General features: G+C 59.9%; 16 protein-coding genes. 12 read left to right on the top strand and 4 right to left on the bottom strand.

Annotated features, from left to right (window positions below; genetic code table 11):
- Positions 1-100 precede the first annotated feature (100 nt).
- The 5 genes from KB449_RS26745 (at position 101) to KB449_RS26725 (ending at position 8,428) form a co-directional block, all read left to right on the top strand.
- Complete coding sequence (locus KB449_RS26745; RefSeq protein ID WP_282911282.1) at positions 101-6,427, top strand: InlB B-repeat-containing protein; 6,327 nt, start codon at positions 101-103, stop codon at positions 6,425-6,427.
- A gap of 156 nt (positions 6,428-6,583) precedes the next feature.
- Positions 6,584-6,820, top strand: a complete 237-nt coding sequence (locus tag KB449_RS26740; RefSeq protein WP_282911281.1) for a DUF6953 family protein — start codon at positions 6,584-6,586, stop codon at positions 6,818-6,820.
- Positions 6,821-6,892: 72 nt separating this feature from the next.
- Complete coding sequence (locus KB449_RS26735) at positions 6,893-7,360, top strand: hypothetical protein (protein ID WP_282911280.1); 468 nt, start codon at positions 6,893-6,895, stop codon at positions 7,358-7,360.
- A 232-nt stretch (positions 7,361-7,592) separates the two neighbouring features.
- Positions 7,593-7,808, top strand: a complete 216-nt coding sequence (locus tag KB449_RS26730; RefSeq protein ID WP_090118052.1) for a cold-shock protein — start codon at positions 7,593-7,595, stop codon at positions 7,806-7,808.
- Between the two features lie 416 nt (positions 7,809-8,224).
- Positions 8,225-8,428, top strand: coding sequence for a cold-shock protein (locus KB449_RS26725; protein WP_090118053.1), 204 nt, complete (start codon positions 8,225-8,227; stop codon positions 8,426-8,428).
- A 116-nt stretch (positions 8,429-8,544) separates the two neighbouring features.
- Here the strand turns inward: KB449_RS26725 and KB449_RS26720 are convergent, their stop codons facing one another.
- The 3 genes from KB449_RS26720 to KB449_RS26710 form a co-directional block, all read right to left on the bottom strand.
- Positions 8,545-9,357, bottom strand: a complete 813-nt coding sequence (locus KB449_RS26720) for a hypothetical protein (RefSeq protein WP_282911279.1) — start codon at positions 9,355-9,357, stop codon at positions 8,545-8,547.
- 187 nt (positions 9,358-9,544) lie between these two features.
- The gene (locus KB449_RS26715; RefSeq protein WP_282911278.1) at positions 9,545-10,060 is read right to left on the bottom strand and encodes a L,D-transpeptidase; all 516 of its coding nucleotides are present in this window, start codon (positions 10,058-10,060) and stop codon (positions 9,545-9,547) included.
- 67 nt (positions 10,061-10,127) lie between these two features.
- The gene (locus tag KB449_RS26710; RefSeq protein WP_282911277.1) at positions 10,128-10,346 is read right to left on the bottom strand and encodes a hypothetical protein; all 219 of its coding nucleotides are present in this window, start codon (positions 10,344-10,346) and stop codon (positions 10,128-10,130) included.
- 429 nt (positions 10,347-10,775) lie between these two features.
- On the opposite strand from KB449_RS26710, the gene KB449_RS26705 reads away from it, so the two are divergent.
- From KB449_RS26705 to KB449_RS26690, 4 genes are all read left to right on the top strand, one after another.
- Positions 10,776-12,170, top strand: coding sequence for a cytochrome ubiquinol oxidase subunit I (locus KB449_RS26705; protein WP_282911276.1), 1,395 nt, complete (start codon positions 10,776-10,778; stop codon positions 12,168-12,170).
- Positions 12,171-12,236: 66 nt separating this feature from the next.
- Positions 12,237-13,247, top strand: coding sequence for a cytochrome d ubiquinol oxidase subunit II (gene cydB / locus KB449_RS26700; protein ID WP_282911275.1), 1,011 nt, complete (start codon positions 12,237-12,239; stop codon positions 13,245-13,247).
- Between the two features lies 1 nt (position 13,248).
- A complete protein-coding gene (gene cydD / locus KB449_RS26695; RefSeq protein WP_282911274.1) occupies positions 13,249-17,220 on the top strand; it encodes a thiol reductant ABC exporter subunit CydD in 3,972 nt (1,323 codons plus the stop codon).
- A gap of 566 nt (positions 17,221-17,786) precedes the next feature.
- On the top strand, positions 17,787-19,181 hold the full coding sequence (locus tag KB449_RS26690; RefSeq protein ID WP_282912916.1) for a hypothetical protein: 1,395 nt from the start codon (positions 17,787-17,789) through the stop codon (positions 19,179-19,181).
- A 129-nt stretch (positions 19,182-19,310) separates the two neighbouring features.
- Here KB449_RS26690 and KB449_RS26685 read toward each other — a convergent pair whose 3' ends face one another.
- Positions 19,311-20,180 (bottom strand): helix-turn-helix domain-containing protein, encoded by an 870-nt coding sequence (locus tag KB449_RS26685; RefSeq protein ID WP_282911273.1) that lies wholly within the window; start codon positions 20,178-20,180, stop codon positions 19,311-19,313.
- A 289-nt stretch (positions 20,181-20,469) separates the two neighbouring features.
- On the opposite strand from KB449_RS26685, the gene KB449_RS26680 reads away from it, so the two are divergent.
- From KB449_RS26680 to KB449_RS26670, 3 genes are all read left to right on the top strand, one after another.
- Positions 20,470-22,122, top strand: coding sequence for an extracellular solute-binding protein (locus KB449_RS26680; protein ID WP_282911272.1), 1,653 nt, complete (start codon positions 20,470-20,472; stop codon positions 22,120-22,122).
- A 79-nt stretch (positions 22,123-22,201) separates the two neighbouring features.
- A complete protein-coding gene (locus KB449_RS26675; protein ID WP_282911271.1) occupies positions 22,202-23,152 on the top strand; it encodes an ABC transporter permease in 951 nt (316 codons plus the stop codon).
- Positions 23,153-23,164: 12 nt separating this feature from the next.
- Positions 23,165-24,049 carry a carbohydrate ABC transporter permease gene (locus KB449_RS26670; RefSeq protein WP_282911270.1) on the top strand — a complete coding sequence of 295 codons (885 nt, stop codon included), beginning with the start codon at positions 23,165-23,167 and terminating at the stop codon, positions 24,047-24,049.
- The last annotated feature ends 215 nt before the right edge of the window (positions 24,050-24,264 follow it).

Here is a 24,264-nt window from a genome sequence, read left to right as displayed (position 1 = left end):
TCAACCGAATTAACTTTCGATAATCGTATCGTCTTGCGTGCCTCCCTTAAAATAGCGGCAGAAGCCGGACTGCGCGCCGGCAAGCTGGGAGGGAACCAAGTTGAATCGCAAGTTGAGCATACTGATGTGCATAGCGCTGTTGTTCGGCCTTATTCCTGCATATGGAGGCGCAGCCCACGCGGCGGCACCGGCGAACGAGATGCAGCTCGTCTCGGGTTATTACCATGATGTCGGTCTGACCACGAGCGGCAAGATGTTGGGTTGGGGCGGCAACGAATTCGGCGGCCTCGCGGACGGCACGGACGTGAACCGCAGCAAGCCGGTGGCCGCGAAAGGCATGACGGAGGTCGCTTCGGTCGCGGCGGGGGTACGGCAGTCGTTCGCGGTCAAGAAGGACGGCACGGTATGGGCCTGGGGGTCCAACAATCATGGTCAGCTAGGGGACGGCACGACGACCAACCAGTGGCTGCCCGTGCAGATCGCGATCGACGGCGTCGCGTCGCTGTCGGGCGGCATCGGCTATCATACGTTGGCCCTGAAGGTGGACGGGACGGTGTGGTCCTGGGGGAAAAACGACAGCGGGGAGCTCGGAGACGGTACGACGACAAGCCGTTCCGTGCCTGCCGAAGTCCCTGGTCTAACGAATATGATCGCGGTATCCGCCGGCGGCTACCATAGCATCGCCCTGAAGGCCGACGGAACGGTATGGGCTTGGGGACTCAACACGGCAGGAGAGATGGGCAACGGCACCGAATCTGCCGCGCAGGCTACGCCGGTGCAGGTGACCGGGCTGGATCACGTGATCGCGATCTCGGCCGGCAACTATCACAATCTTGCGCTAAAAGAAAACGGCACCGTGTGGGCTTGGGGGGAGAATTCTTGGGGCGCGGTGGGCGACGGCACGACGACCAAGCGAATCGTGCCGGTCCAGGTGCAGGGGATAAGCGACGTCGTCGCGGTGTCCGCGGGCGGCTGGCATAGCCTTGCCCTGAAGGCGGACGGCACGCTGTGGGCCTGGGGTTATAACAATCTGGGCCAAGTCGGCGACGGCTCGACCACGACGCGCAAGGCGCCTGTACAGGTGACCGGCCTTACGGACGTCGCGCAGATCGCCGCGGGGGCTTTCCACTCGGGCGCGCTGCGCAGCGACGGCTCGTTCTGGGGCTGGGGCTTCAACGATTACGGTCAGCTCGGCAACGGTACGGTCAAGGATTCGAGCGTACCGGCGCAGAGCCTCGTATGGCTGGACGATACGGCGCCGGCGCTTACGTCCGGCACCATCTCGGCTTCTGACGTCACGACGAATAGCGCTACGCTCGCCTGGACCAAGGCGACCGATAACATGTCTGGACAGGCGGACCTGCAATATCGCGTTTATCGGTCGTTCAAGAACAACCTGCAGACCGTCGCGGACATCGAGTCCAAAGGCATCGCAGTCAATGCGTATACGGCCAATGCCGACAGCTTGCCATTGACGGGCCTGTTGGACGGCATGCCCTATTATTTTAACGTCATCGTGAAGGACAAGGCCGGCAATAAAACCGCTTATACGATGCAGCAGGTCGTTACGGTGGCGATCCCGACTTACAGCGTCATCTATCGCGGGAACGGCAATACGGGCGGCAAGGTGCCGATCGACGATTACTATTATTATGAAGAGGAACAGGCTGAAGTTTTGGGGAATCCCAGAGCGCTCATCCGGACCGGATACACGTTTGCGGGCTGGAATACGGCAGCCGACGGCACAGGGACGCCTTATGCGGAAGGCGACCAGGCGACGATCGGGCAGGAAGATCTGGTGCTCTACGCGCAGTGGTCGAAGAATCCGACGTACAGGGTTCTGTATGACGGCAATGGGGAAACGGACGGCACCGGGCCGAGCGACAGCGAGGAATATGAGGCTGGGGCGGCAGCGATCGTCATGAGCAATATCGGCGGCTTCGTTAAAAGCGGCTACACCTTCGCCGGCTGGAATACCGAGGCGGACGGCAGCGGCAAGCCGTACGCGGCGGGCGCAACGTTGCCGATGGCGGCAGCCGACGTGACGCTGTATGCGCAGTGGACGTTGAATCCGACCTATGGCGTGACGTATGAAGCTGGTAATGCCGACAGCGGGAGCGTGCCTGTGGATGCCGGTACCTTCGAAGCAGGCGCCGAAGTAACGGTACAAGGCAACACAGGCAGCCTGGCGAAAAGCGGCTACACCTTCGCCGGCTGGACGCTTGCGGCCGACGGGAGCGGCACGGCGTACAAAGCCGGCGACAAGCTGACGATGGGCGCGGGGAATGTAACGTTGCACGCCAAGTGGACGGCGAACCCGACGTACCATGTGACGTACGACGCCGGCGATACGGACGGCGGCACTGCGCCGACGGATGCTGCCGCATACGAAGCAGGCGCAGAAGTATCGGTACAAGGCAACACAGGCAATCTGGCCAAAACCGGCCACACCTTCGCCGGCTGGACGCTCTCTGCCGACGGAAGCGGCACGGTCTACAAAGCCGGCGACAAGCTGACGATGGGCGCGGCGGAGATAACGCTGCACGCCAAGTGGACGGTGAACCCGACGTACCATGTGACGTACGACGCCAGCGATGCGGACAACGGCACCGTGCCGACGGATGCTGCCGCATACGAAGCAGGTGCCGAAGTAACGGTACAAGGCAACACAGGCAGCTTGGCAAAAAGCGGCTACACCTTCGCCGGCTGGACGCTCTCTGCAGACGGCACCGGCGCCATCTACAAAGCCGACGACAAGCTGACGATGGGCGCGGGGAATGTAACGCTGCACGCCAAGTGGACAGCCAACCCGACGTACCATGTGACTTACGAAGCCGGCGATGCGGACAGCGGCACCGTGCCGACGGATGCTGCCGCATACGAAGCAGGTGCCGAGGTAACGGTACAAGGCAACACAGGCAATCTGGCCAAAAGCGGCTACGCGTTCGCCGGCTGGACGCTCTCTGCCGACGGAAGCGGCACGGTCTACAAAGCCGGCGACAAGCTGACGATGGGCGCGGCGGAGATAACGCTGCACGCCAAGTGGACGGCGAACCCGACGTACCAAGTGACGTACGATGCCGGCGATGCCGACAGCGGGAGCGTGCCGGTGGATGCCGGTACCTACGAAGCAGGCGCCGAAGTAACAGTGCAAGGCAACACAGGCAGCCTGGCGAAAAGCGGCTACACCTTCGCCGGCTGGACGCTCTCTGCCGACGGAAGCGGCACGGTCTACAAAGCCAGCGACAAGCTGACGATGGGCGCGGCGGAGATAACGCTGCACGCCAAGTGGACGGTGAACCCGACGTACCATGTGACGTACGACGCCAGCGATGCGGACAACGGCACCGTGCCGACGGATGCTGCCGCATACGAAGCAGGTGCCGAAGTAACGGTACAAGGCAACACAGGCAGCTTGGCAAAAAGCGGCTACACCTTCGCCGGCTGGACGCTCTCTGCAGACGGCACCGGCGCCATCTACAAAGCCGACGACAAGCTGACGATGGGCGCGGGGAATGTAACACTGCACGCCAAGTGGACGGCGAACCCGACGTACCATGTGACGTACGACGCCAGCGATGCGGACAGCGGCACCGTGCCGACGGATGCTGCCGCGTATGAAGCAGGCGCCGAAGTAACGGTGCAAGGCAACACAGGCAGCCTGGCGAAAAGCGGCTACACCTTCGCCGGCTGGACGCTCGCTGCCGACGGGAGCGGCGCCATCTACAAAGCCGGCGACAAGCTGACTATCGGCGCGGCGGATGTGACGCTGCACGCCAAGTGGACGGCGAACCCGACGTACCATGTGACGTACGACGCCGGCGATGCGGACAGCGGCACCGTGCCGACGGATGCTGCCGCATACGAAGCAGGTGCCGAGATAACGGTGCAAGGCAATACAGGCAGCCTGGCGAAAAGCGGCTACACCTTCGCCGGCTGGACGCTTGCGGCCGACGGGAGCGGCACGGCGTACAAAGCCGGCGACAAGCTGACGATGGGCGCGGGGAATGTAACGCTGCACGCCAAGTGGACGGCCAACCTGACGTACCAAGTGACATACGACGCCAGCGATGCGGACAGCGGCAGCGTGCCGACGGATGCTGCCGCATACGAAGCAGGTGCCGAAGTAACGGTGCAAGGCAACACAGGCAGCCTGGCGAAAAGCGGCTACACCTTCGCCGGCTGGACGCTTGCGACCGACGGGAGCGGCGCCATCTACAAAGCCGGCGACAAACTAACAATTGGCGCGGCGGATGTGACGTTGCACGCCAAGTGGACGGCGAACCCGACGTACCAAGTGACATACGACGCCAGCGATGCGGATAACGGCACCGTGCCGACGGATGCTGCCGCATACGAAGCAGGCGCCGAAGTAACGGTACAAGGCAACACAGGCAGCCTGGCGAAAAGCGGCTACACCTTCGCCGGCTGGACGCTTGCGGCCGACGGCACCGGCACGGTGTACAAAGCCGGCGACAAGCTGACAATCGGCGCGGTGAATGTGACGCTGCACGCCAAGTGGACGGCGAACCCGACGTACCATGTGACGTACGACGCCAGCGATGCGGACGGCGGCACCGTGCCGACGGATGCTGCCGCATATGAAGCAGGCGCCGAAGTAACGGTACAAGGCAACACAGGCAGCCTGGCGAAAAGCGGCTACACCTTCGCCGGCTGGACGCTTGCGACCGACGGGAGCGGCGCCATCTACAAAGCCGGCGACAAGCTAACGATAGGTCTGGACGACATTCGTCTTTACGCGAAATGGGAGATCGAACCGGGAGGAAACCCCGACCCCGATCCGGATCCTGTAGCGGCTCCCAAATTAACGTCGCTAACGCTATCTAAAGGTACGTGGAGCACTGTCTTCGTTTCGCAAACGACTGAATACACGATTACCCTGCCTGCTGACATCGCTTCACTCAATGTAACGTCGGCAGCAGCGAACGAGCGTCAATCCGTCACGGCCAGCGTTTACGACGCGGAAGGCGCAAAGATCGGCGGCCCGGTCTTGCTGAACGCCGAGTCCAAATCCGTCGCGCTAGGCGTCTCTGCGGCATCCATGCAGATCGCGGTCGTCGCGGAGGACGGCAAAATATTGACGTACACGCTGCATATTCAAAGAGAAAAGGCATCTGAACCTGAAACCCCGACGGATCCGGAAACGTCGACGCCTCCACCTGATCCGAACGGTGCAAACGAGCCTGCGGTTCCTCCCTTCAAGCTGACGATTGGAGGAGAGGCCCAGTCTCTGATCGGGAAGGCGACAATAAATGGGCATGATCTTGACGTACAACTGCTCACGTTGGCGCTGACTGCCGCCTTATCGTCTGCCTCGGAGGGCACCACGGTCGCGATCACGGCGCCGGACGATGCGTCGAGCTTGATCGTTCGTTTTGACGCAGCGGCACTGAACGCCATGAAGGCGAAGTGGGCGGCGCTCGAGCTCGTGACTGCCCAGGGCCTCTACATGCTTCCGATAGCGGACCTTCCAATCGAGCCAACTGACGGCGCTACGTTCAGTTTGACCATTGGTCAAGGGGGAGAGAAGACAGCTCTGCAGCTATCAAAGGCGGCATCGGATGCAGGCTATACCGTCTTCGGCTCTCCGGTGATGTTTGAACTGTCGGTGGATGAACTGGGCCGGACGACGATCATCGATAGCTTTAAGTCTTTTGTGAAAAGAGAGCTTCCGCTCCCGGCTGGATCCGATCCGGCAGGCGTAACCGCAGTCGCGGTAGAACCGGACGGCACGCTTCGGCCGGTCCCCACGGAGATCGTGTCCCGCGACGGCAGATATTACGCAGTCGTCCGCAGTCTGACGAATAGCGCATACGCGCTCGTCAGATCGAAGACGCATGATTTTACGGATCTGAGCGGGCATTGGGCTCGGGAGGCGATCGCCGACATGACGGTCCGGCTGATCGTGAATGGCTACGTCGGTGGGGAATTCCGCCCGAATGCGGCTGTCAGTCGCGCGGAATTCGCATCAATCCTCATCCGCGCGCTGGGCCTGCCGCAAAAATCGGGAGCTGCGTCCGCATTTACGGATCTGAAGGCAGGAGCCTGGTACGGCGGTGCAGTCGAACAAGCGGCGGCATACGGCCTGCTGCTCGGCGGCAGCGACGGCCGATTCCGGCCGGACGACACGATTACCCGCGAGGAAGCGTTCGCGGTTGTCATGCGCGCGGCGAAGCTCGCCGGCACTAAAGTCGGCGCGACGGCGGATTCGGAGCGCATCCTGCAAGCATTTGCGGATGGCGCCGCTATTCATGGCTGGGCGCGTTCGGATGTCGCGGGCGCCGTTGAGGCGGGTCTGATCCAAGGGGCGGGCGGCCGGCTTGACCCGGCGGCAGAGGTGACCCGCGCGGAGGCGGCAACAATGCTTCGGCGCATGCTCGTGCAGGCGGGTTTGATCCGGCAATAAAGATCATACCGAGAGGGGCGGATCCGGCGAACAGCCGGAATCGTCCCTCTGTTTGTGTACGCCGTTCGATTATTTTGCCTGCATTTCCCGTCAATTTGGTACAATAAGAAGCGGCTATGCGTAGGAGAGTTGCCGGTATTTCAAGGAGGCTTCGGGATGGAAAAAACGGCGCAGGATGTCGCGGCGTGGATGGTGGGCGAGATACGCCACCGGGGAATGTTGAAGCAGGAGGAAGCGGTCGCTTATATCCGCGAGCAGTTCGGCGAGCGATTCGTTTTCGTGAACGAACGCGGCCATACCGCGCTCGACCGCGAGGTGGTCAAGGCGTTCCGCAAACTCCACGGCGGGCGTGTCGCGTGGGACCGCGACGGATTTTTCTGGGGCTGGACCTGATGCGGTTGCCGATTTAAACGCGAGCGTACGATCGCGACTATAATATGGATCATGGACAAGGAGCGTGCAAGCATGCTTAGCTTCGAGAAAAAACTGGCTATCGCTGACGGATTCAATGAGCTGACACGCAAAGAAGTATCGCTCGGGCGCGTAAATTATCAATTCGAGGACAGCGCCTACGATAAGAAAAACGTCCTTTATCACCTTCATCGCAGCGGCAACGGCTTCGTTTATGCGGGAAGGCTTGAAGGATACGAGACGGACGACAAAGGCTTTACGAATATCGCGGAGTTCTCGGAGGAGCAACTGCGGACGATTATCACGGCTTCAATCGATTCGCTCAGAGGCGATGCGGGCGGGGAGTCCGAGCCGGCGCTTGAAGAGATCTGGCGGAACGAAAAGCGGCAGACGCTGGAATTAAAGTACGACGAAGAAGATGCGATGTGGTACGTCTACGCCGGGCTCAACTTGGACGGCGCTTTCGACTCCTATGAGGAAGCAGTTGACTATTTAAAGGAAGAGGGCTTTGCCAAGAATTGAGAAGCGCTTTCAAGGAAGCGAATGCCGTTTGCGGTCCTTTTTGGATTTGCCATTCGTTCTTTTTTGGGCTATGATGGATATAATGCATGTACGTGGAGAATCATATATCGTCAAGGTTTCATGGCAGTAAGAGGCCTTGTCGCGTATATGATTTTTTAGTTTTGACGGTTCGAGGCTGCTTGTGTTACGCCCAATACAAGGAACAAGGCTTAGCCTTGGAGAGGAGCGCTCCATGTACAACTCCCGCAAAAAACCGGTTGAAGAGGTACCTCTTGAACCGACTTCCGTATGGTCCTGCGCGAGCGACAGCTGCAACGGATGGATTCGCGAAAATTTTGCGTTTTCTGACGAACCGGCTTGCACGCTCTGCGGATCTCCGATGGAAAAGACCGAGCGCATGCTTCCAGCTCTCGTGAATACGAGTCTGTCGATGTCGAGCCGCAGCTAACGCCGGTTATCGATATTCGGCGCTTGTGATTCATGCCCGATGCCGCTTCTCCCCTGGAGGGCGGCATCTTTGCTTGAGGGATCGCAAACCCCCCGCTTAAAAAAAAAAGTTTTCAGACCCTGTTTAGAACCTCTCGTCTTTGGTTAACCTATATTTGAGCGACGCTTTACCCTGCCGTGGGGAGTGTAGCCGGCAAGGAAGAGCGTTTTCTTGTTCTGCCTTGCACAGACCATTTCTGCATTTGCGTTCCTGGACAAGATATGATAAGATGAGTTTAATCTAAATCTTGACCTGAGTTCACATATTGTAGAGGGTTATTATTTTAGAAGGATTAATAACCTTGTACAATATGTGAATTTTATTTTCTACGCAAAATAAAGGTCATGTAGAAAAAACATTTTTGGAGGTAATACCAAATGGCTCAACAAGGTACAGTTAAGTGGTTCAACGCAGAAAAAGGCTTCGGTTTCATCGAAGTTGAAGGCGGCAACGACGTATTCGTTCACTTCTCCGCAATCGTCGGCGAAGGCTTCAAGACGCTTGACGAAGGCCAACGCGTTGAATTCAACGTTGTTCAAGGCAACCGCGGTCCGCAAGCTGAAAACGTTGTAAAGCTGTAATAAAAACTTTAAGCGGCGGCAACGCCCTTAAATAGCAAAGCCCGGCCAATGGCCGGGCTTTTGTGCGTCCAAGGACAAAATTGCAGCTGCCTTGTTTATTCTAATCGTTGGGGCGTTTATACTGCAGCCAACGAAGAGGCGCGTGCGATTGCATCCGCGATCTTCTGCTCCAAAACGTATTGATTCTGCTTGGCTGCGTTGATCTGACCTGCCAACTTAAGCAGGCCTGAGAGGTCGCTTAACGCATCTCGGGGCGCATTCTTTTTTGCGGACGCATTAAAGCTGCTCCAGAGCGTTTTGCCAGCCTGCTTCGCAGCCGACGCCGCTTTTTTCTCTGCTTGAATTCGCGTTTTGAGTCCGTCGATGGACGCTAGCGGCTCCTTGGCGCGCTTGGCCTTCAAGGCGGCGGCGCTTTTGGCGAGCTTAAGCTTGTCTTTCTTGGCTCGAATATCGTCGCGGGCGAGTTGAATCGTAACCTTCATGATATCGGCTTGAAGCTTGAGTGCGGCGTTCAATTCTTTGTTTTTCAATTTGCGTGCTGCCTCGATCCGTTTGTTGAGCGACGTGTAACCGTCGAAGAGCGGCTTGTACTTGGCTTGCGCAGTCTTGACCTGTCCATCCAGCTTGGCGATCTCGGCTGCGTCGATGTCCTTGATCCGCTGCTTGGCCGTCTTCAACTGCTGTTCGTTGCGTTCGTGGAGGGCGGCGGTCGCTGCGTCCGTCTGATCGCCCTTGGCCTCCAGCGATCGCAGCGTATCGTATTGAGACGCGATCTTGGTGCGCAGCTCCGGCTCCGCTGCCGCATTCATCTTGTCGTAAGCGGTCTTGGCCGCCGTCGAGAACGTGAACGAAGCGGCGTCAGAAACGCCTGGCGATATCGCAAACCACATCAGTACCGCTGCAAACACCCATTTACATCCCCATCGCATAACGAAATTCCTCCCCAAAAAGTGGATTGGACAGCAAAAAAGCACCAGCAAGCAAGGCTGTGGCCTTGACTCGCGGGTGCTTCCCCTGTCGGATGAAAAGTATTTTGTTCGTTCACTATACACGGAAACAAAGGTGGAAGTCAATCCCTTTTAGGGAACGTACATTCTCGTCCGGAGGGGCGGCGGATTACTTTTGGATGAGTACCGGTGTTTTGCTCGGAACCTCCTCGTACAGCCAACGGACGTCTTTGTTATGCATCCGGATGCAGCCGGACGATACATATTTGCCGATGGACTTTTCATTGTTCGTGCCATGGATGCCGTATGCGTAGGATACATTTCCGTTTTTGAGCGTTACTTTGAGGCCGAGCCAGCGATCGCCCAATGGATTTTTGGGATCACCGCCTTTGATCTTCTCTTTGTAATAAGGGCGATTTTTAATTTTCTCCTGAATGACGAAAAGGCCCTCGGGCGTGTACGAAGGTTTGGCACCGGTCGCTACGGGGAATGTTTTGACGAGCTTGCCTTCCTTAAAGTAAGCCAGTTTATTGAGCGATTTGTCGATGACGATGAAATTTTCGTAGCCGCTGTACTTTGCGTTCAGCTTGATCTGGGCGGCCGAGGCCGCGGACGCGGTACCCAAAGGAATCAGACAGGTCAAGCATACGATAAGACCGAGGAATGCCAAATAAGCTTTTTTCAATTGAATCGCCTCCTTGCGCTGTTCCCCATGGATATGCGCGAGAGGAGGCGAATATGGTTGGATAGGCTCAGGTTCTCCGCTTCAATTCGAAAAATTCGCAGTCTCGCCTATTGTGATAGGCCAGCTCGCTGACACTGGATTGAATGACGACGGTATTGTCGTCAAAGCGAAGAATGACGCCGCCGCTGTCCACGATATGGTCGTTTTTGAACACGCGCATGCGAAGCTGACGCTCCATCGCCTCTTGGAAATCCGTGTCCGTTAGCAGCCTGCGGTTGATTGACATAGGTGGCCCCCCTTTCTTAGCCTGACTCTATCCATCATAATGCCGCGGAGGGCGCAAATCCAGAGGGAACGGCCGGTGGAGCGGATACTTGGGGCGGCTTAGTGTTTTAAAGCGTTTTAACGATATCCCCTTCGCACAGGAAACGCTCTGGGAATCGATTGGGGAATCGATTTGCTCATGCTCCCTTTCTTGCGCTCGCGACCGTCTCTACCCCTGACTGAGGGGATATTTGCTCGTCGCCTGACTGAAGGGGATACCGTTCAAACGGGGCAAAATGCGATGTCATCCCTGAAAACGCGCGCCGCCTCGCGGCATTTTTGTGACGATTTGCGACGTCTCGCAGGGTTCTAACCGTATTGTGACATCGATCACATGCCGGCATGCGCTCCGCCGCTATAATGGGCTTCGAGTGAGAGAGGAGGCCTATTTGTGGATGCATTGGATCTGGCGCGATGGCAGTTCGGCGTCACCACGATTTATCATTTTTTGTTCGTGCCTTTATCGATCGGGCTTGCCTACCTGATCGCCTTCATGAACACGCTCTACGTCGTCAAGAACGACGAGAAGTACAAGAAGCTGACCCAGTTCTGGGGCAGGCTGTTCCTCCTGAACTTCGCGGTGGGCGTCGTGACGGGGATCATGCAGGAGTTCCAGTTCGGGATGAACTGGGCGGATTACTCGCGCTACGTCGGCGCCGTGTTCGGCGGACCGCTGGCGGTGGAGGCGCTCGTCAGCTTTTTCCTCGAGTCTACGTTCCTCGGCATCTGGATCTTCGGCTGGGACAAACTGCCCAAGAAGGTGCACCTGGCGGCGATCTGGCTCGTCGCGATCGGGGCGACGCTGTCGGCGCTGTGGATTCTGGCGGCCAACTCGTTTATGCAGGAGCCTGTAGGCTACGTCATCAACAACGGCCGCGCGGAAATGTCGAACTTCTTCGCCTTGCTGGGCAACAAGCAGCTGTGGGTCGAGTTCCCGCACGTGATCTACGGGGCGTTGTGCACCGGCGGCATGTTTGTCGTCGGCATCAGCGCCTACAAGATGCTGCGCAAGCATCAGACGGAAGCGTTCAAGGCGTCGTTCTCGATCGGGATGGTCGTGACGCTCGTCGGCAGCATCCTTACGGCGTTCGCGGGTCACGAACAGGCGCAGCACCTGATGGAATCACAGCCGATGAAGATGGCGGCGGCCGAGGCGCTCTGGGAGACGACGGGCGAGCATGCGCCGTGGACCGTCGTGGCCGCGATCGATCCGGGGGCCAAGCAGAACGCGGCGAAGCTGGAGGTGCCTTATCTGCTGAGCGTGCTGTCCTACAACAAGCTGAGCGGGTCTGTGCCGGGCATGAACGAGCTGCAGGCGAAGTACGAGCAGGAGTACGGTCCCGGCAATTATATCCCGCCCGTCCGCACCACGTTCTGGAGCTTCCGCGTCATGCTCGTGTCGGGCATGCTCATGATTCTCGTCGCGCTGCTCGGTGTCTGGAAAATGTATCGCGGGAAAGTGTTGAACAGTCCGCGATTCCTCTGGTGGATGATGCCGGCGATGGCGCTGCCGTGGCTCGGCAATCTGTCCGGCTGGGTGATGACCGAGGTAGGGCGGCAGCCCTGGACGGTGTTCGGCCTGGCCAAGACGGCGGACGGCGTGTCCCCGCTCGTATCAAGCGGCATGGTGCTGACCTCGCTGATCGGCTTCACGGTCGTATACGGCCTTTTGGCGGCGGCGCTCGTCTATTTGATTGTTCACTTCGTCCGCAAGGACGACATGGCCGCGGATGCGTCGCACAAGGCGCATGCGAATCCGGGCAATCCGGCGCTGCCGATTCTCTAAAGCGGCGTCCGGACTGGTCGAAGCTCATCTATCTAACGCATACGAAAGAGAGGCGACGATATCGCCATGCTGGAGACGTTATGGTTTATATTGGTGACCGTGCTGTTCATCGGCTTCTTCTTCCTTGAAGGCTTCGACTTCGGGGTGGGCATGCTGACGAAAATCATCGGACGCGGCGACACGGACCGCCGGGTCATGATCAACACGATCGGACCGGTCTGGGACGGCAACGAAGTATGGCTTATCACGGCGGGCGGGGCGATCTTCGCCGCCTTCCCGAACTGGTACGCGACGCTGTTCAGCGGCTTCTACATGGCGCTGTTTCTCATGCTGATCGCGCTTATCGGGCGCGGCGTCGCGTTCGAATTCCGCAGCAAGCTGGAGAGCGCGCGGTGGCGGGCGACGTGGGACTGGATCATTTTCTTCGGCAGTTTGCTGCCGCCGCTGCTCTGGGGCGTGGCGCTCGCCAACCTGATGCGCGGCGTGCCGATCGACCAGACGACCAATTATGTAGGCTCGTTCTGGGATTTGCTGTCCCCTTACGCGGTGCTCGCGGGACTCAGCATCGTGCTGCTGTTCCTGCTGCACGGCTCGTTGTTCCTGTCGCTCAAGACGACGGGCGAGCTGCGCGATCGCGCCCTTGGCTTCGCCAAGCGGATCGGCGCATGGACGAGCGGCGCGCTGCTCGTGTTTGTCGTCCTGAGTTATTTTGAAACGGATATGTTCACGCGCCACGGCATCTTCCCCGGCATGGTGCCGGTATCGGCCGGGTTCGCGCTGCTGTCGGTGCCGTTCCTGATCAAGGCCGAGCGGGACGGCTGGGCGTTCATCATGACGGGACTGACGATCGTGCTGTCGACGGTCACCGTGTTCATGTCGCTGTTCCCGCGCGTCATGATCTCGTCGCTGAATCCGGATTGGTCGCTGACCATTCACAACGCTTCGTCGAACGAATATACGCTCAAGGTCATGACGATCGTCGCCTGCAGCGTGCTGCCGTTCGTGCTGGCCTATCAGATCTGGACGTACTGGGTGTTCCGCAAGCGCGTGACCCCGGCCGACCACCTGGACTACTGACATGCTGCGGGAGCTGTTCCGCCAGGTGTCCGGCGTGCGCAAGCTGTTCGCCTTCAGCATCGGACTCGGTCTCGGCGCGGGCATGCTGCTGATCCTCGAAGCGGCATGGATCGCGGATATCGCGGACCGGGCGTTCCTCCGGGGCTCGCCGCTTGCGCCGCTGCTGCCGGCCTTCTGCGTGCTGCTGCTGTGGATCGCGCTGCGCGCCGTGCTGCAGACGGCAGGCGAGCATGCGTCCGCTCAGATGGCGCTGCGGATTAAAGGGGAGCTGCGCGTCCGCCTGATCGCCAAGCTGGCGGAGCTGGGCCCGCGGAGCATCGGCGGCGAGCGCTCGGGCGAGCTGCTCGGCACGGTCCATGAGGGCGTGGAGCAACTGGAAGCGTACTTGTCGAAATATTTGCCGCAGGTCGCGCTGTCGATGCTGGTCCCTGCGGCGGTGTTCGCCGTCGCGCTGCGGCTCGATCTCATATCGGCCGTCGTGCTGGCGGTGACGATGCCCTTGCTCGTCCTGTTCATGATCCTCGTCGGCGTCGCCGCCAAGAGCAAGGCCACCAGGCAGTTCAAGCTGCTCGGGCGTCTTGGCGGGCACTTCCTAGACGTCGTCCGCGGACTGCCGACCTTGAAGGCGTTCGGCCGCAGCCGCGCACAGATCGAGATTATCGATCGCCTCAGCGACGATTACCGCCGCGAGACGATGGGCACACTGCGGCTGGCTTTCTTGTCGGCGTTCGTGATGGAGCTGTTCGCCACGCTGAGCACAGCGGTCGTGGCCGTCTTCCTGGGGCTGCGCCTGGCGGACGGCGGGATCGGGTTCGAGCAGGCGTTTCTCGTGCTGCTGCTGACGCCGGAGTTCTATGCGCCGGTACGCGCCGTAGGCACGCAGTTCCATGCCAGCGCGGCAGGGATGAGCGCGATCCGGCGGATCGTGGAGCTGCTCGGGGCGGAAGGAGCGGGCTGGCCCGAGCGGACGGACGGCAGGGAGCTGCCGCGGATGCAGCCCGCGCCCGGCGGCCTTGCGGAGGCGGCCGGCGCAGACGCTGCGGTTGCGGCGTGGGCCGAAGGCGCGGCTGGTGCGATCGGAACGGCCGGGGTGCAAAGCGAAGTGGCGGCGATCGGCAAGACCGGCATCGCCGGAATGCAGACCGGAGCCGTGGTGCAAAGGGAAGCGCCAAACGGCGGAGCTGCAACGGACGGCAAGGCGGGCCGCACGATCGAGCTGCGCGACGTAAGCGTCCGGTATCCGGGCGCAGAGCGCGACGCGGTGAGCGGGCTGTCGCTGACGATCCGTCCCGGTCAGCGGGTCGCCGTCATCGGGCCGACCGGCGCGGGCAAGAGCACGCTGCTCGATCTGCTGCAGGGCTTCGTGCGGCCGACGGTCGGGGCCGTCTATATCGACGGCGTCGACATGGCGGAGCTGTCGATGGCGGCGTGGCGCAAGGAGCTGTCCGGCGTACCGCAGCAGCCGAAGCTGTTTCCGGGAACCGTGCGCGACAACGTCGCGTACGGACGCCCCGGCGCTACGGAGGCCGAGGTGCTTCGGGCGCTGGAGCTGTCCGGCGCGGCGGACGTCGTGGCCGCGCTGCCGCAGGGGATGGATACCGTTCTCGGCGAATCGGCCCGGCTGTCCGGCGGACAGCAGCAGCGGCTGGCGATCGCACGGGCGCTGCTGAAGGACGCGCCGCTGCTCCTGCTCGACGAGCCTACGGCAGGACTCGATGCCATGCGTGAGGCCGAGCTTCGCCGGACGCTCGATACGCTGCTGCGGGGACGCATGTCCGTCACGGTCGCGCACCGGCTGGAGACGGTGCGGGGAGCGGATCTCGTCATCGTGCTGGCGGACGGACGGCTCGCGGAAATCGGGACGCCGGCCCAGCTGCTGTCCGCGGACGGTCTGTACGCGCGCCTGTCCGCGGCTTCCCGCGGCGAAGAGAAGCCTGCGCTAAGCGCCGTGCGGCAGCCGCCGCTCGCCGCGGATGAAACCGTGCCGCTGCCAGGCGACCTTCGCAAAGGCGAAGATGCGCCTGCCTGGGCGGGAGCGCCCGAGGCGCCGACAGCGCCGGGTTCCGGGGCAGGTGATCCTGCGAATTGCGCGGCGGATGGGAACCGGGGATCGCACGGCGGTACTTGGCGGCGGCTGATGAGTTTCCTCCTGCCCTATAAAGGCCGGCTCGCGCTCGCCGCGCTGCTCGGCTTCGCGACCGTCGCCGCGAACGTGGGACTTATGGGCACCTCAGGCTATCTCATCGCCAAGGCGGCTCTGCGCCCGGAAACGGTGCTGCTGCTGTTCGTGCCGATCGTCGGCGTCCGTTTTTTCGGCATCTCGCGCGGTGTGCTGCGTTACCTGGAACGCCTGGCGTCCCACGATCTGACGTTCCGCATTCTGCAGCGCATCCGCGTTTGGCTCTACGAGCGGCTCGAACGCGGCGGCGTCTCGCTGCTCGAGCGCCGCAGCGGCGGCGACGTGCTCGGCGTCATGATGAGCGACGTCGAACAACTGCAGAATCTGTATCTGCGCGTTATTGCGCCTCCGATCGTCGCCGCGCTGACCGCGCTGCTCGGCACGGCCGTGCTGGCCGCGTTCGATCCCTATTTGGGCGCGATCCTCGGAGGCATGCTCCTCGTTGCTGGCGCGGGACTGCCCTGGATCGGCTTCCGCGCCGGCCGTCGAAAGGGCAGTGAGTTTGCGACGGGCCGCGGCCATCTGTACGCGGAAACCGCCGATCTGCTGGCGGGCCTGACGGAGTCCGCGATATTCGGCCGCACGCGCGACCGGATCGATCGGATCGGGGCCGGGCAAGCGCGCCTCGACCGGCTGCAGACCGGATTGAATCGGCTGGGCGCGTTCACGAACGGGGCCATGCTCGCATCGGCGCACGTGACCCTATGGCTTGTGCTTCTGTGCGCCGCATGGCTGACCGCGAACGGGCGCCTCGAAGGACTGTACATCCCGGCCGTGGCGATGATCGCGCTGGCCTGCTTCGAGGCGGTGATGCCGTTGCCCGCGGCCTTCCAGCAGCTGGGCCATACAATGGAGTCCGCCGAGCGGCTGTTTGCCATGGCGGACGAGGCCGAGGCCGCAGGAGAGCGAGGGCTTAGGAAGGCACGCACGGCGACGACCGACGCAGGCCGAGAGACTGCGGCCGCATCGTGCGGTCCCGCCGTGTCGCAAAGGGCCGTGCCTGCCTTGCCGGGAGCGGCCGTGTCCGACTGGGAGCTGCAGGTGGGCGGCCTGTCATGCCGCTATGGCCCGGACGCGCCCTATGCAGTGCGGGACTTGTCCTTGACGCTGCGGCCCGGCAGACGAATTGCCGTCGTCGGACCGAGCGGCGCGGGCAAGAGCACGCTGCTGCAGTGCCTGCTCGGTCTGCGCGAGGCTGACGGCGGCAGCATCCGGCTGAACGGCCGCGACCTGACGGAGACGCAGGAGGGAGATGGGGCGCTTCTCTTCGCGTTCGTCTCGCAGCGCGTGCAGCTGTTCAACGCGTCCGCGGCGGACAACATCCGGCTTGGCAGGCCGGATGCCTCCGATGAAGATATGCGCCGCGCCGCGCGTCAGGCGCTCATCGACGACAAGCTGTCTGAGCTGCCCGAAGGCTACGACACGATCATCGGCGAGTGGGGCGCCTCGCTGTCCGGAGGCGAGCGCCAGCGGCTCGCGCTGGCGCGGGCATTGCTGCTGGATGCGCCGGCCATCCTGTTCGACGAGCCCGAGACCGGCCTGGACGCGTTGACGGCGCGCGCATTTGAAGACAACATGGAGACGGCGCTCAAGGATAAGGCCGTGCTGTGGGCCACGCACAGACTGTCCGGGCTCGCTCGGATGGATGAGATTCTGGTACTGGACCAAGGGAGCGTGCGCGAGCGCGGCACCCATGCGGAGCTGCTTCGCGCGCGCGGCCTGTATTGGCGCATGTGGCGGCTGGAGCGCGAGCAGGATTGGCAGGAAGAAGCGGCGCATATCGCAACTGCCTAGATAATGGCGAGGTTTGCCCGGAGATTTTCGTAACTCCAATATCGAAAGAACCGCTCTGGCGTCAGGGCGGTTCTTTCGCGTTGATTTAACTGAAATTTTGAGAATGAACCGCTCCAAATGCTTGAAGGGGCGCTCCGGTGCTGCACGCATTCAAGCATCATTGTTTATTATATTGGCGATTTTGTTTGGACTGTCTGTATTTCAAGTAATTTACGAATAAAAAGCTTGAGCTGCCTATGAAAAGTGCACAGCCAAAAATTGAAACCGGACGGGACGCAAATAAATCACAAAGAAAGTCATATCCGTAAATTAGGGCGATAAGGAAAGGGAATTCTGCCTTTTCAAGATCTTTTCAAATTCTCCCTGAATCAATATCTTTCGTCATTCAGTTCTTTGTGGCTTAAGTCAACAAGCCGTTGCTGATCGTAATGGACATTCCCTGCTCGAAGGGGATACCGTTAAAACGCGCGAAATGGAAGAACGCCGCCCCCGCCCCGGGACGAACGCCCGCCCGTCTCTCCGCATACGATGTAGCAGTCTTCGGGGAGAGGCAGAGGGTGATGAGCGTGGAGATAGCCCTGACATCCTTGCACTGGGTGTACCTGGCTTTTATTTTATTTATCATGGCGATGCTTGTCATGCGCCGCGATACAATACTGGTATGCGTGGTCGGCATTCTTGCGCTGGGCCTGATCGCGACGGATAGTCTCGGAAGTTCAGTGTCGGGCATATTCAACAGCTTTATTTACGCGATTAAAGAGTTGATCGGCACGATCCTCATTATCTCGGTCATCGTCTCGATGAGCCGTATCCTGATTCGGACGGGGATCAACGAAGTGATGGTCGCACCGCTCACGCGGTTCATCCGCACGCCTGCGATGGCATATTGGGGAATCGGGATCATCATGATGATCACGTCGTGGTTTTTTTGGCCGTCGCCAGGGGTTGCGTTAATTGGCGCGGTGCTGCTGCCGGTTGCCGTACGGGTGGGACTCCCGGCGCTCGGCGCCGCGATGGCGATGAATTTGTTCGGGCACGGCATTGCGCTGTCCGGGGATTATATCATTCAGGGCGCCCCGAAGCTGACGGCGGATGCGGCGGGTCTGCCCGTGGCGCAGGTTATGGAAGCAAGCATCCCGCTCGTCGCGGTGATGGGCATCGTCACGACGGCGACGGCGTTCTGGATGATGCGGAGGGACTTGAAGCGCGGCACCTTCCGCGACGGTCTGGTTGCGGAGGCGCCTGCCGGCGACAGCGGCGGGAAGAGTGACGGGATTCCGATGGCGCCGGCGCTCAAGCGAGTGCTTGCCGTGATAATTCCGCTGCTGTTTCTGGCCGACGTCGGCGCCATGATCGCTTTCAAGCTGCAAGGCGGCGACGCGACGGCACTTATCGGCGGCACGGCCGTATTGATTCTTATCGGCGTAACGCTCCTGGCACATGGCGACCGCGGACTTGAAGCGACGACGGACTACCTGATCGAGGGGCTGCAGTTCGGTTTCCGCGTGTTCGGACCCGTTATTCCCATTGCTGCGTTCTTCTACCTCGGGGATTCGGCGTTTGCTGACTTGATCGGCAAGCTGCCGGAAGGCTCGCACGGCATTGTGAACGATCTCGGCGTTGCGCTTGCGGGCACGGTGCCGCTGAACGGCGCGGTGAGCTCCGTGACGCTGACCGCCGTGGGCGCAATAACGGGACTCGACGGATCGGGCTTCTCGGGGATCTCGCTGGCCGGCTCGATCGCGAGAATGTTCGGCGCCTCGGTCGGCGGCACGGATACGCTGACGGCGCTCGGCCAGGTAGCTGCGATCTGGGTAGGCGGCGGCACCCTCATTCCGTGGGCGCTTATCCCGGCTGCCGCAATCTGCGGCGTCAGTCCGTTCGAGCTGGCTCGGCGCAATCTGGTCCCGGTATTAATCGGGCTTGTCGTCACGACGCTGGTTGCTATGTTTCTCGTGTGATCAATTGCCCAACAAACCGAATTCCTAGACCGAAAAAACAGGCCCCGAGACCGGATAAACGGCGTTCGGGGCCTGTTAGCGCGCGTAGGGGTGATTATCCGAAAGCCGCAGGCGGAATTCGTCCGCTCTCTAGCGCCAGGAATCGTAGCCTTGCGCGATCGGCAGCAGCGGACCATGCGCGGACATGCGTTTCCGCCAGGTCGAGGGGCTCTCGCCGACCTTCATTTTGAACATTCTGCTGAAATAATGGAGATTGGAAAATCCGGTCAACTCGGCAATCTGCTGCACGGGCAAATCGGTCGAGCCCAGATAGCTGATCGCCGCTTTGAGCCGAAGTTCCTGCAAGTATTGAATCGGCGTCGCGCCGAAAGTCTGCTTGAATAGGCGGATGACATAGGATGGCGTCAGGTTGCACATCTGAGAGAGGTCTTCGATCGTAATGTTGTCCGTATAGAACCGCTCCATATAACGAACCAGCGGGTATAAGTGACGCTCGACGGGCTGGGAAGACGGGTTGTTGTCCGGTGGAGATGCCGTGTGCGCGGATGCGGCTACTGCGCTGCGGACGAGCAGGAGCAGCTTGCGTATATCGCATTCGAGCAGCTGATGGGCGGTTCTGGGATCGAGCTCGCCGGCTTCGTAGGATGCGATCACCGAGGTGATGCCGGATATGCCCGCCAGCAACGGTTGCGACCAGGCAGTCGTCTCCGCGCCGCTCTGCATCTGATTCCACTGGAGGATGACCTCATAGCCGGGAAGCAGCTCCTGCTGGATATCGGCCTCCATATACCATCCCCGTACCCCGGACGCGCAAGGCGTGAGCCAATGCGGCGTATGAGCGGGAATGACGAGCAGCGCGGGGCAAGCGAGTTTGTAGTACCTGCCCATCCACTGGAGCTCGGATTCGCCGGAATCGATATACAGAATCTCATGATAGGGATGAACGCCGCCGGCTCCCGCGGGCTGCAGCTTCAGCGTTCCGTGTTCCCTGATGAGCATGAGCCCCCACCTCCGTTCGGTAGCAAGTTCAATATTGTGCAAGCGGACTGGAAACGCTTTAAGCTTACCAAGCTTCGACCTGACTGACAACTTCTAATATTGTGCGATATCCGCTAAATACGAACCGGGGGCTCATCGGCTAACATAAAGCTGCAGGCGAACAAAGCGAAGCAACGCTCATGTAAGCGCATTCCAACAGGGTTGGGAACAAGTGTCCTGCACTTTTGTCGCTTTAGTCTGCATAACAGGTGTTATTATTTGCGTCGCAAACAAAGAAAGGGGATCAAAAATGAGAAAAAAATGGGCTCTAGGCAGTATGGCGGTCATGATGGCATTCGGCGTTGCAGCATGCTCGAAATCTTCGGATAATTCGGAAAATAAACAGAGCAGCAGCGCTGCATCAAGCGGTCCAGCGCAGACGGCATCGTCGGATAGTTCAGGCAGCAGTCCGATCACCTATACGTTCGGGCGCAATATCGATCCGAACAGCGAGCCGATCAAGCTGCTGGAATCGCAAACGGGCGAGACGCTCGCGGATAACCGCTGGACCCGTCTTTTCAAGGAGAAGCTGAATGTTTCCGTGGATTACAAGATGGTCACGGCCAGTCCGACCTACGATCAGCAATTCAAGCTGGCGATGGCCTCCAACGACCTGCCGGACATGTTCAATGTCACGAGCGAGGCCGACATGAAGCAGTTGATGGATGCCGGCGCGCTGGAGGATCTGACCGATGCCTACAAGCAATACGGCTCCGAGCTGCTGAAGAGCATCATCGAGGCAGAGACGGCGCGCGTATTCGAGCCGGTCACCAAGGACGGCAGGATCTACGCGATCCCGCTTAAAATGCCGTCCACGAACGGCTACAACCATCTGTGGATTCGCGAGGATTGGCTGACGAAGCTCGGCCTCGAGCGTCCGAAAACGATGGACGACGTCTATAAGATCGCGAAGGCGTTCAAGGAGGGGGACCCGGACGGCAACGGCAAGCCGGACACGTTCGGCCTGCAGATCGACAATGCGTTCCGCAATAACATGAAGGGCTTCTTCTGGGGATACGGCGCCGACCCTTCGCCAGACATGTGGGTGGAAAGGGACGGCAAGGCGGTGCGGGGCTTCGTTCAACCCGAGATGAAGGAACCGCTCGCCATGCTCCAGACGATGTACAAGGAAGGCATCATCGACAAGGAGTTCGGCACCAAGGACAATGCCAAGTCGATGGAGTCGGTCGTCTCGGGCAAGACAGGAATGTTCTATGGACCGCACTGGTCGGCGTTCACGATCGACAAGACGATCCAGAACGACCCGAACGCCAAGTGGATCGTCGTGCCGCTGCCTTCCAAGGACGGCAGTCCGACCAAAGTATCTCTGACCATCGGCAAGGACAGCTATGTCGCGGTCAAGAAGGGAACGAAGAACCCGGAAAATCTCGTCAAAATGTTCAATGTCTACGTGGAAGCGCTGTTCGGAAAAGATGCGGAATTCAGCAAGTACTACGGGGAGAACGGCGTAGAGAACATCTGGCAGATGTCTCCGATCTACACGCTGGACCCGATGATCGACCTTAAGGCGCATCAGGATATCAAGGCGGCCATCGCGAACGGAACGACGGACAGCCTGGGCGGCACGGCAGCCGGTTTCTACGCCAACATCAAGTCCGGCATGTGGACGTTCGAAATGATGTTCGGGCCGAAGGATACGCCGTTCGCCTATGTGGATCAGTCCTATCCGGATCAGATCGTGTGGAATGCGTATCTGGGCGCGCCGACGCCGACGCAGATCACGCGAGGCAGCTCCATGGATGAGCTGATCGTCACGACGCTGACCGCGATCATCATGGGCAAGACGGACGCCGATCAAGGCTTCGACAAGATGGTCGCCGAATGGAACAAGCTGGGCGGAGACAAGGTCACGCAAGAGGTCAACGCGGAGCTGGGCAAGTAAGCGCGAGGCAGTCCTATACCCGCAAGCGCCGTCCTGACCTGCGGCGCTTGCTTCAATTCAAAGGGAGGAGGCGAAAAGGATGAGCAAGCATACACCGGCCTTGGGCAATGAAAGGAGACGGTCGTTCAAGTTCGGCTACAAGACAAGACGCGAGCTGCCGCTTCATTTTATGCTGCTTCCGGGTCTAGTTCTGATATTGATCTTTGCGTATATTCCGATGGTCGGCGTCTCGATCGCGTTCCAGAACTTTATTCCGCTCAAAGGCTTGTTCGGCGGGCAGGAATGGGTCGGCCTGGACAACTTCGATTATGTCTTCTCCATGCCGACGATCTGGCAGGTCGTCTGGAACACGCTGCGGATCGCCGCGCTCAAGATCGTAGCCGGACTGGTCGTGCCGATCGCCTTCGCACTGCTGCTGAACGAGGTTCGCAACGTGCTGTTCAAGCGGACGACGCAGACGATCATTTATTTCCCTTATTTTTTATCGTGGATTATTCTGGGCGGGATTTTGATCGATATTTTGTCGCCGTCCACGGGCATCGTCAACAAGTTTCTCGGCTGGGTGGGCATCGGACCGATCTTTTTTCTGGGCGAGAATGCATGGTTTCCCTACACGATGGTCGTCTCCGACATTTGGAAGACGTTCGGCTTCAACACGATCATTTACCTGGCCGCCATCACGAGCATCGACCCTTCGCTGTATGAGGCTGCGGCGGCAGACGGGGCGGGGCGCTGGAAGCAGACCTGGCATGTGACGCTTCCCGGCATGCATATGATCATCGTGCTGCTGATGGTGCTCAGTCTCGGTACCGTGCTCGATGCCGGCTTCGATCAGATTTTTAATCTGTACAGCCCGCAGGTATACGAGTCCGGCGATATCGTCGATACGATGGTGTACCGGATGGGACTTCAGCAGACGCAATTCGGGCCCTCGACCGCCGTAGGATTGCTCAAGTCGCTCGTATCCTTCATCTTGATCTCGACCTCTTATCTGGTTGCTTATCGGCTGTTCAAGTACCGCCTTTTCTAGGAGGGAATCGCATTGCTGCTCAGACAAACCCGCGGTCAGAAAATATTTAGCGTGTTCAACTATGCGCTGCTCACCTTGACGGCCGTTTTGTGCCTGCTGCCGCTGATTCACGTAATCGCCCTGTCGCTCAGCGACAATGCCGCCGTTTCCGGCGGCTTGGTCACCTTGTGGCCTGTGCGCTTTACATGGGAGCCGTATGTCTACGTGCTCGAGCGCAGCGCCTTTTGGAAAGCCTTCGGCGTTACGCTCCAGCGGGCGGCGCTGGGCACGGCGGTCAACGTGCTGCTCGTCATTTTGCTCGCCTATCCGCTGTCGATGTCGAGAGAGAAGCTCCGCGCCAGAACGCTGTACGTCTGGATCTTTTTCTTCACGATGCTGTTCAACGGCGGTCTCATTCCGACTTACATCTTGATCAAGGAAATCGGGATTATGGATACGCTGTGGGCGCTTATTCTTCCCGGCGCGGTCACCGTGTTCAACCTCATTCTGATGCTGAACTTCTTCAGGCAGGTGCCCGAGGAGCTGGAGGATGCTGCGATGATCGACGGCGCGGGCCACTGGCGCACGCTGTGGCAGATCTATGTGCCGATCTCCACGCCGGCGACTGCGACGATCACGCTGTTCTGCGTCGTCGGACACTGGAACGCCTGGTTCGACGGCCTGATTTACATGCGGGACGCCGCGCATTACCCGCTGCAGAGCTACCTGCAGACGATCGTTGTCAAGTTCGACTTCCAGACGATGTCGGCTACGGACGCGCAGCGCCTCGCGCAGCTGAACGACCGCTCCGTCAAGGCGGCGCAAATGGTCGTGGCCGCGGTTCCGATTTTGCTCGTCTATCCATTTTTGCAAAAGTACTTCGTCAGCGGCATCAAGCTCGGCAGCGTAAAGGGATAGGCGGGACGTCGGATACGACAGGCGTCTCGAATAGCCGTCAAACCCAAAAGGACCGTCAGGGCGATCTTCCCCTGGCGGTTTTTTAAATGACTGGGAGCGGCGGAGGGACGGCAAACGCGCTTGTGTGCAACGCTTTGCACATAACCGTGAATTCCTCCATATTTCATATAGCGCTTACATTCGGCGTTGACAGTCTTTTCCGCCAGGTGATATGC

Source organism: Cohnella hashimotonis (assembly GCF_030014955.1).
Taxonomy (GTDB): domain Bacteria; phylum Bacillota; class Bacilli; order Paenibacillales; family Paenibacillaceae; genus Cohnella; species Cohnella hashimotonis.
The sequence above is the reverse complement of the archived record's forward strand: the minus strand, read 5'-3'. Positions and strand labels throughout refer to the sequence as shown.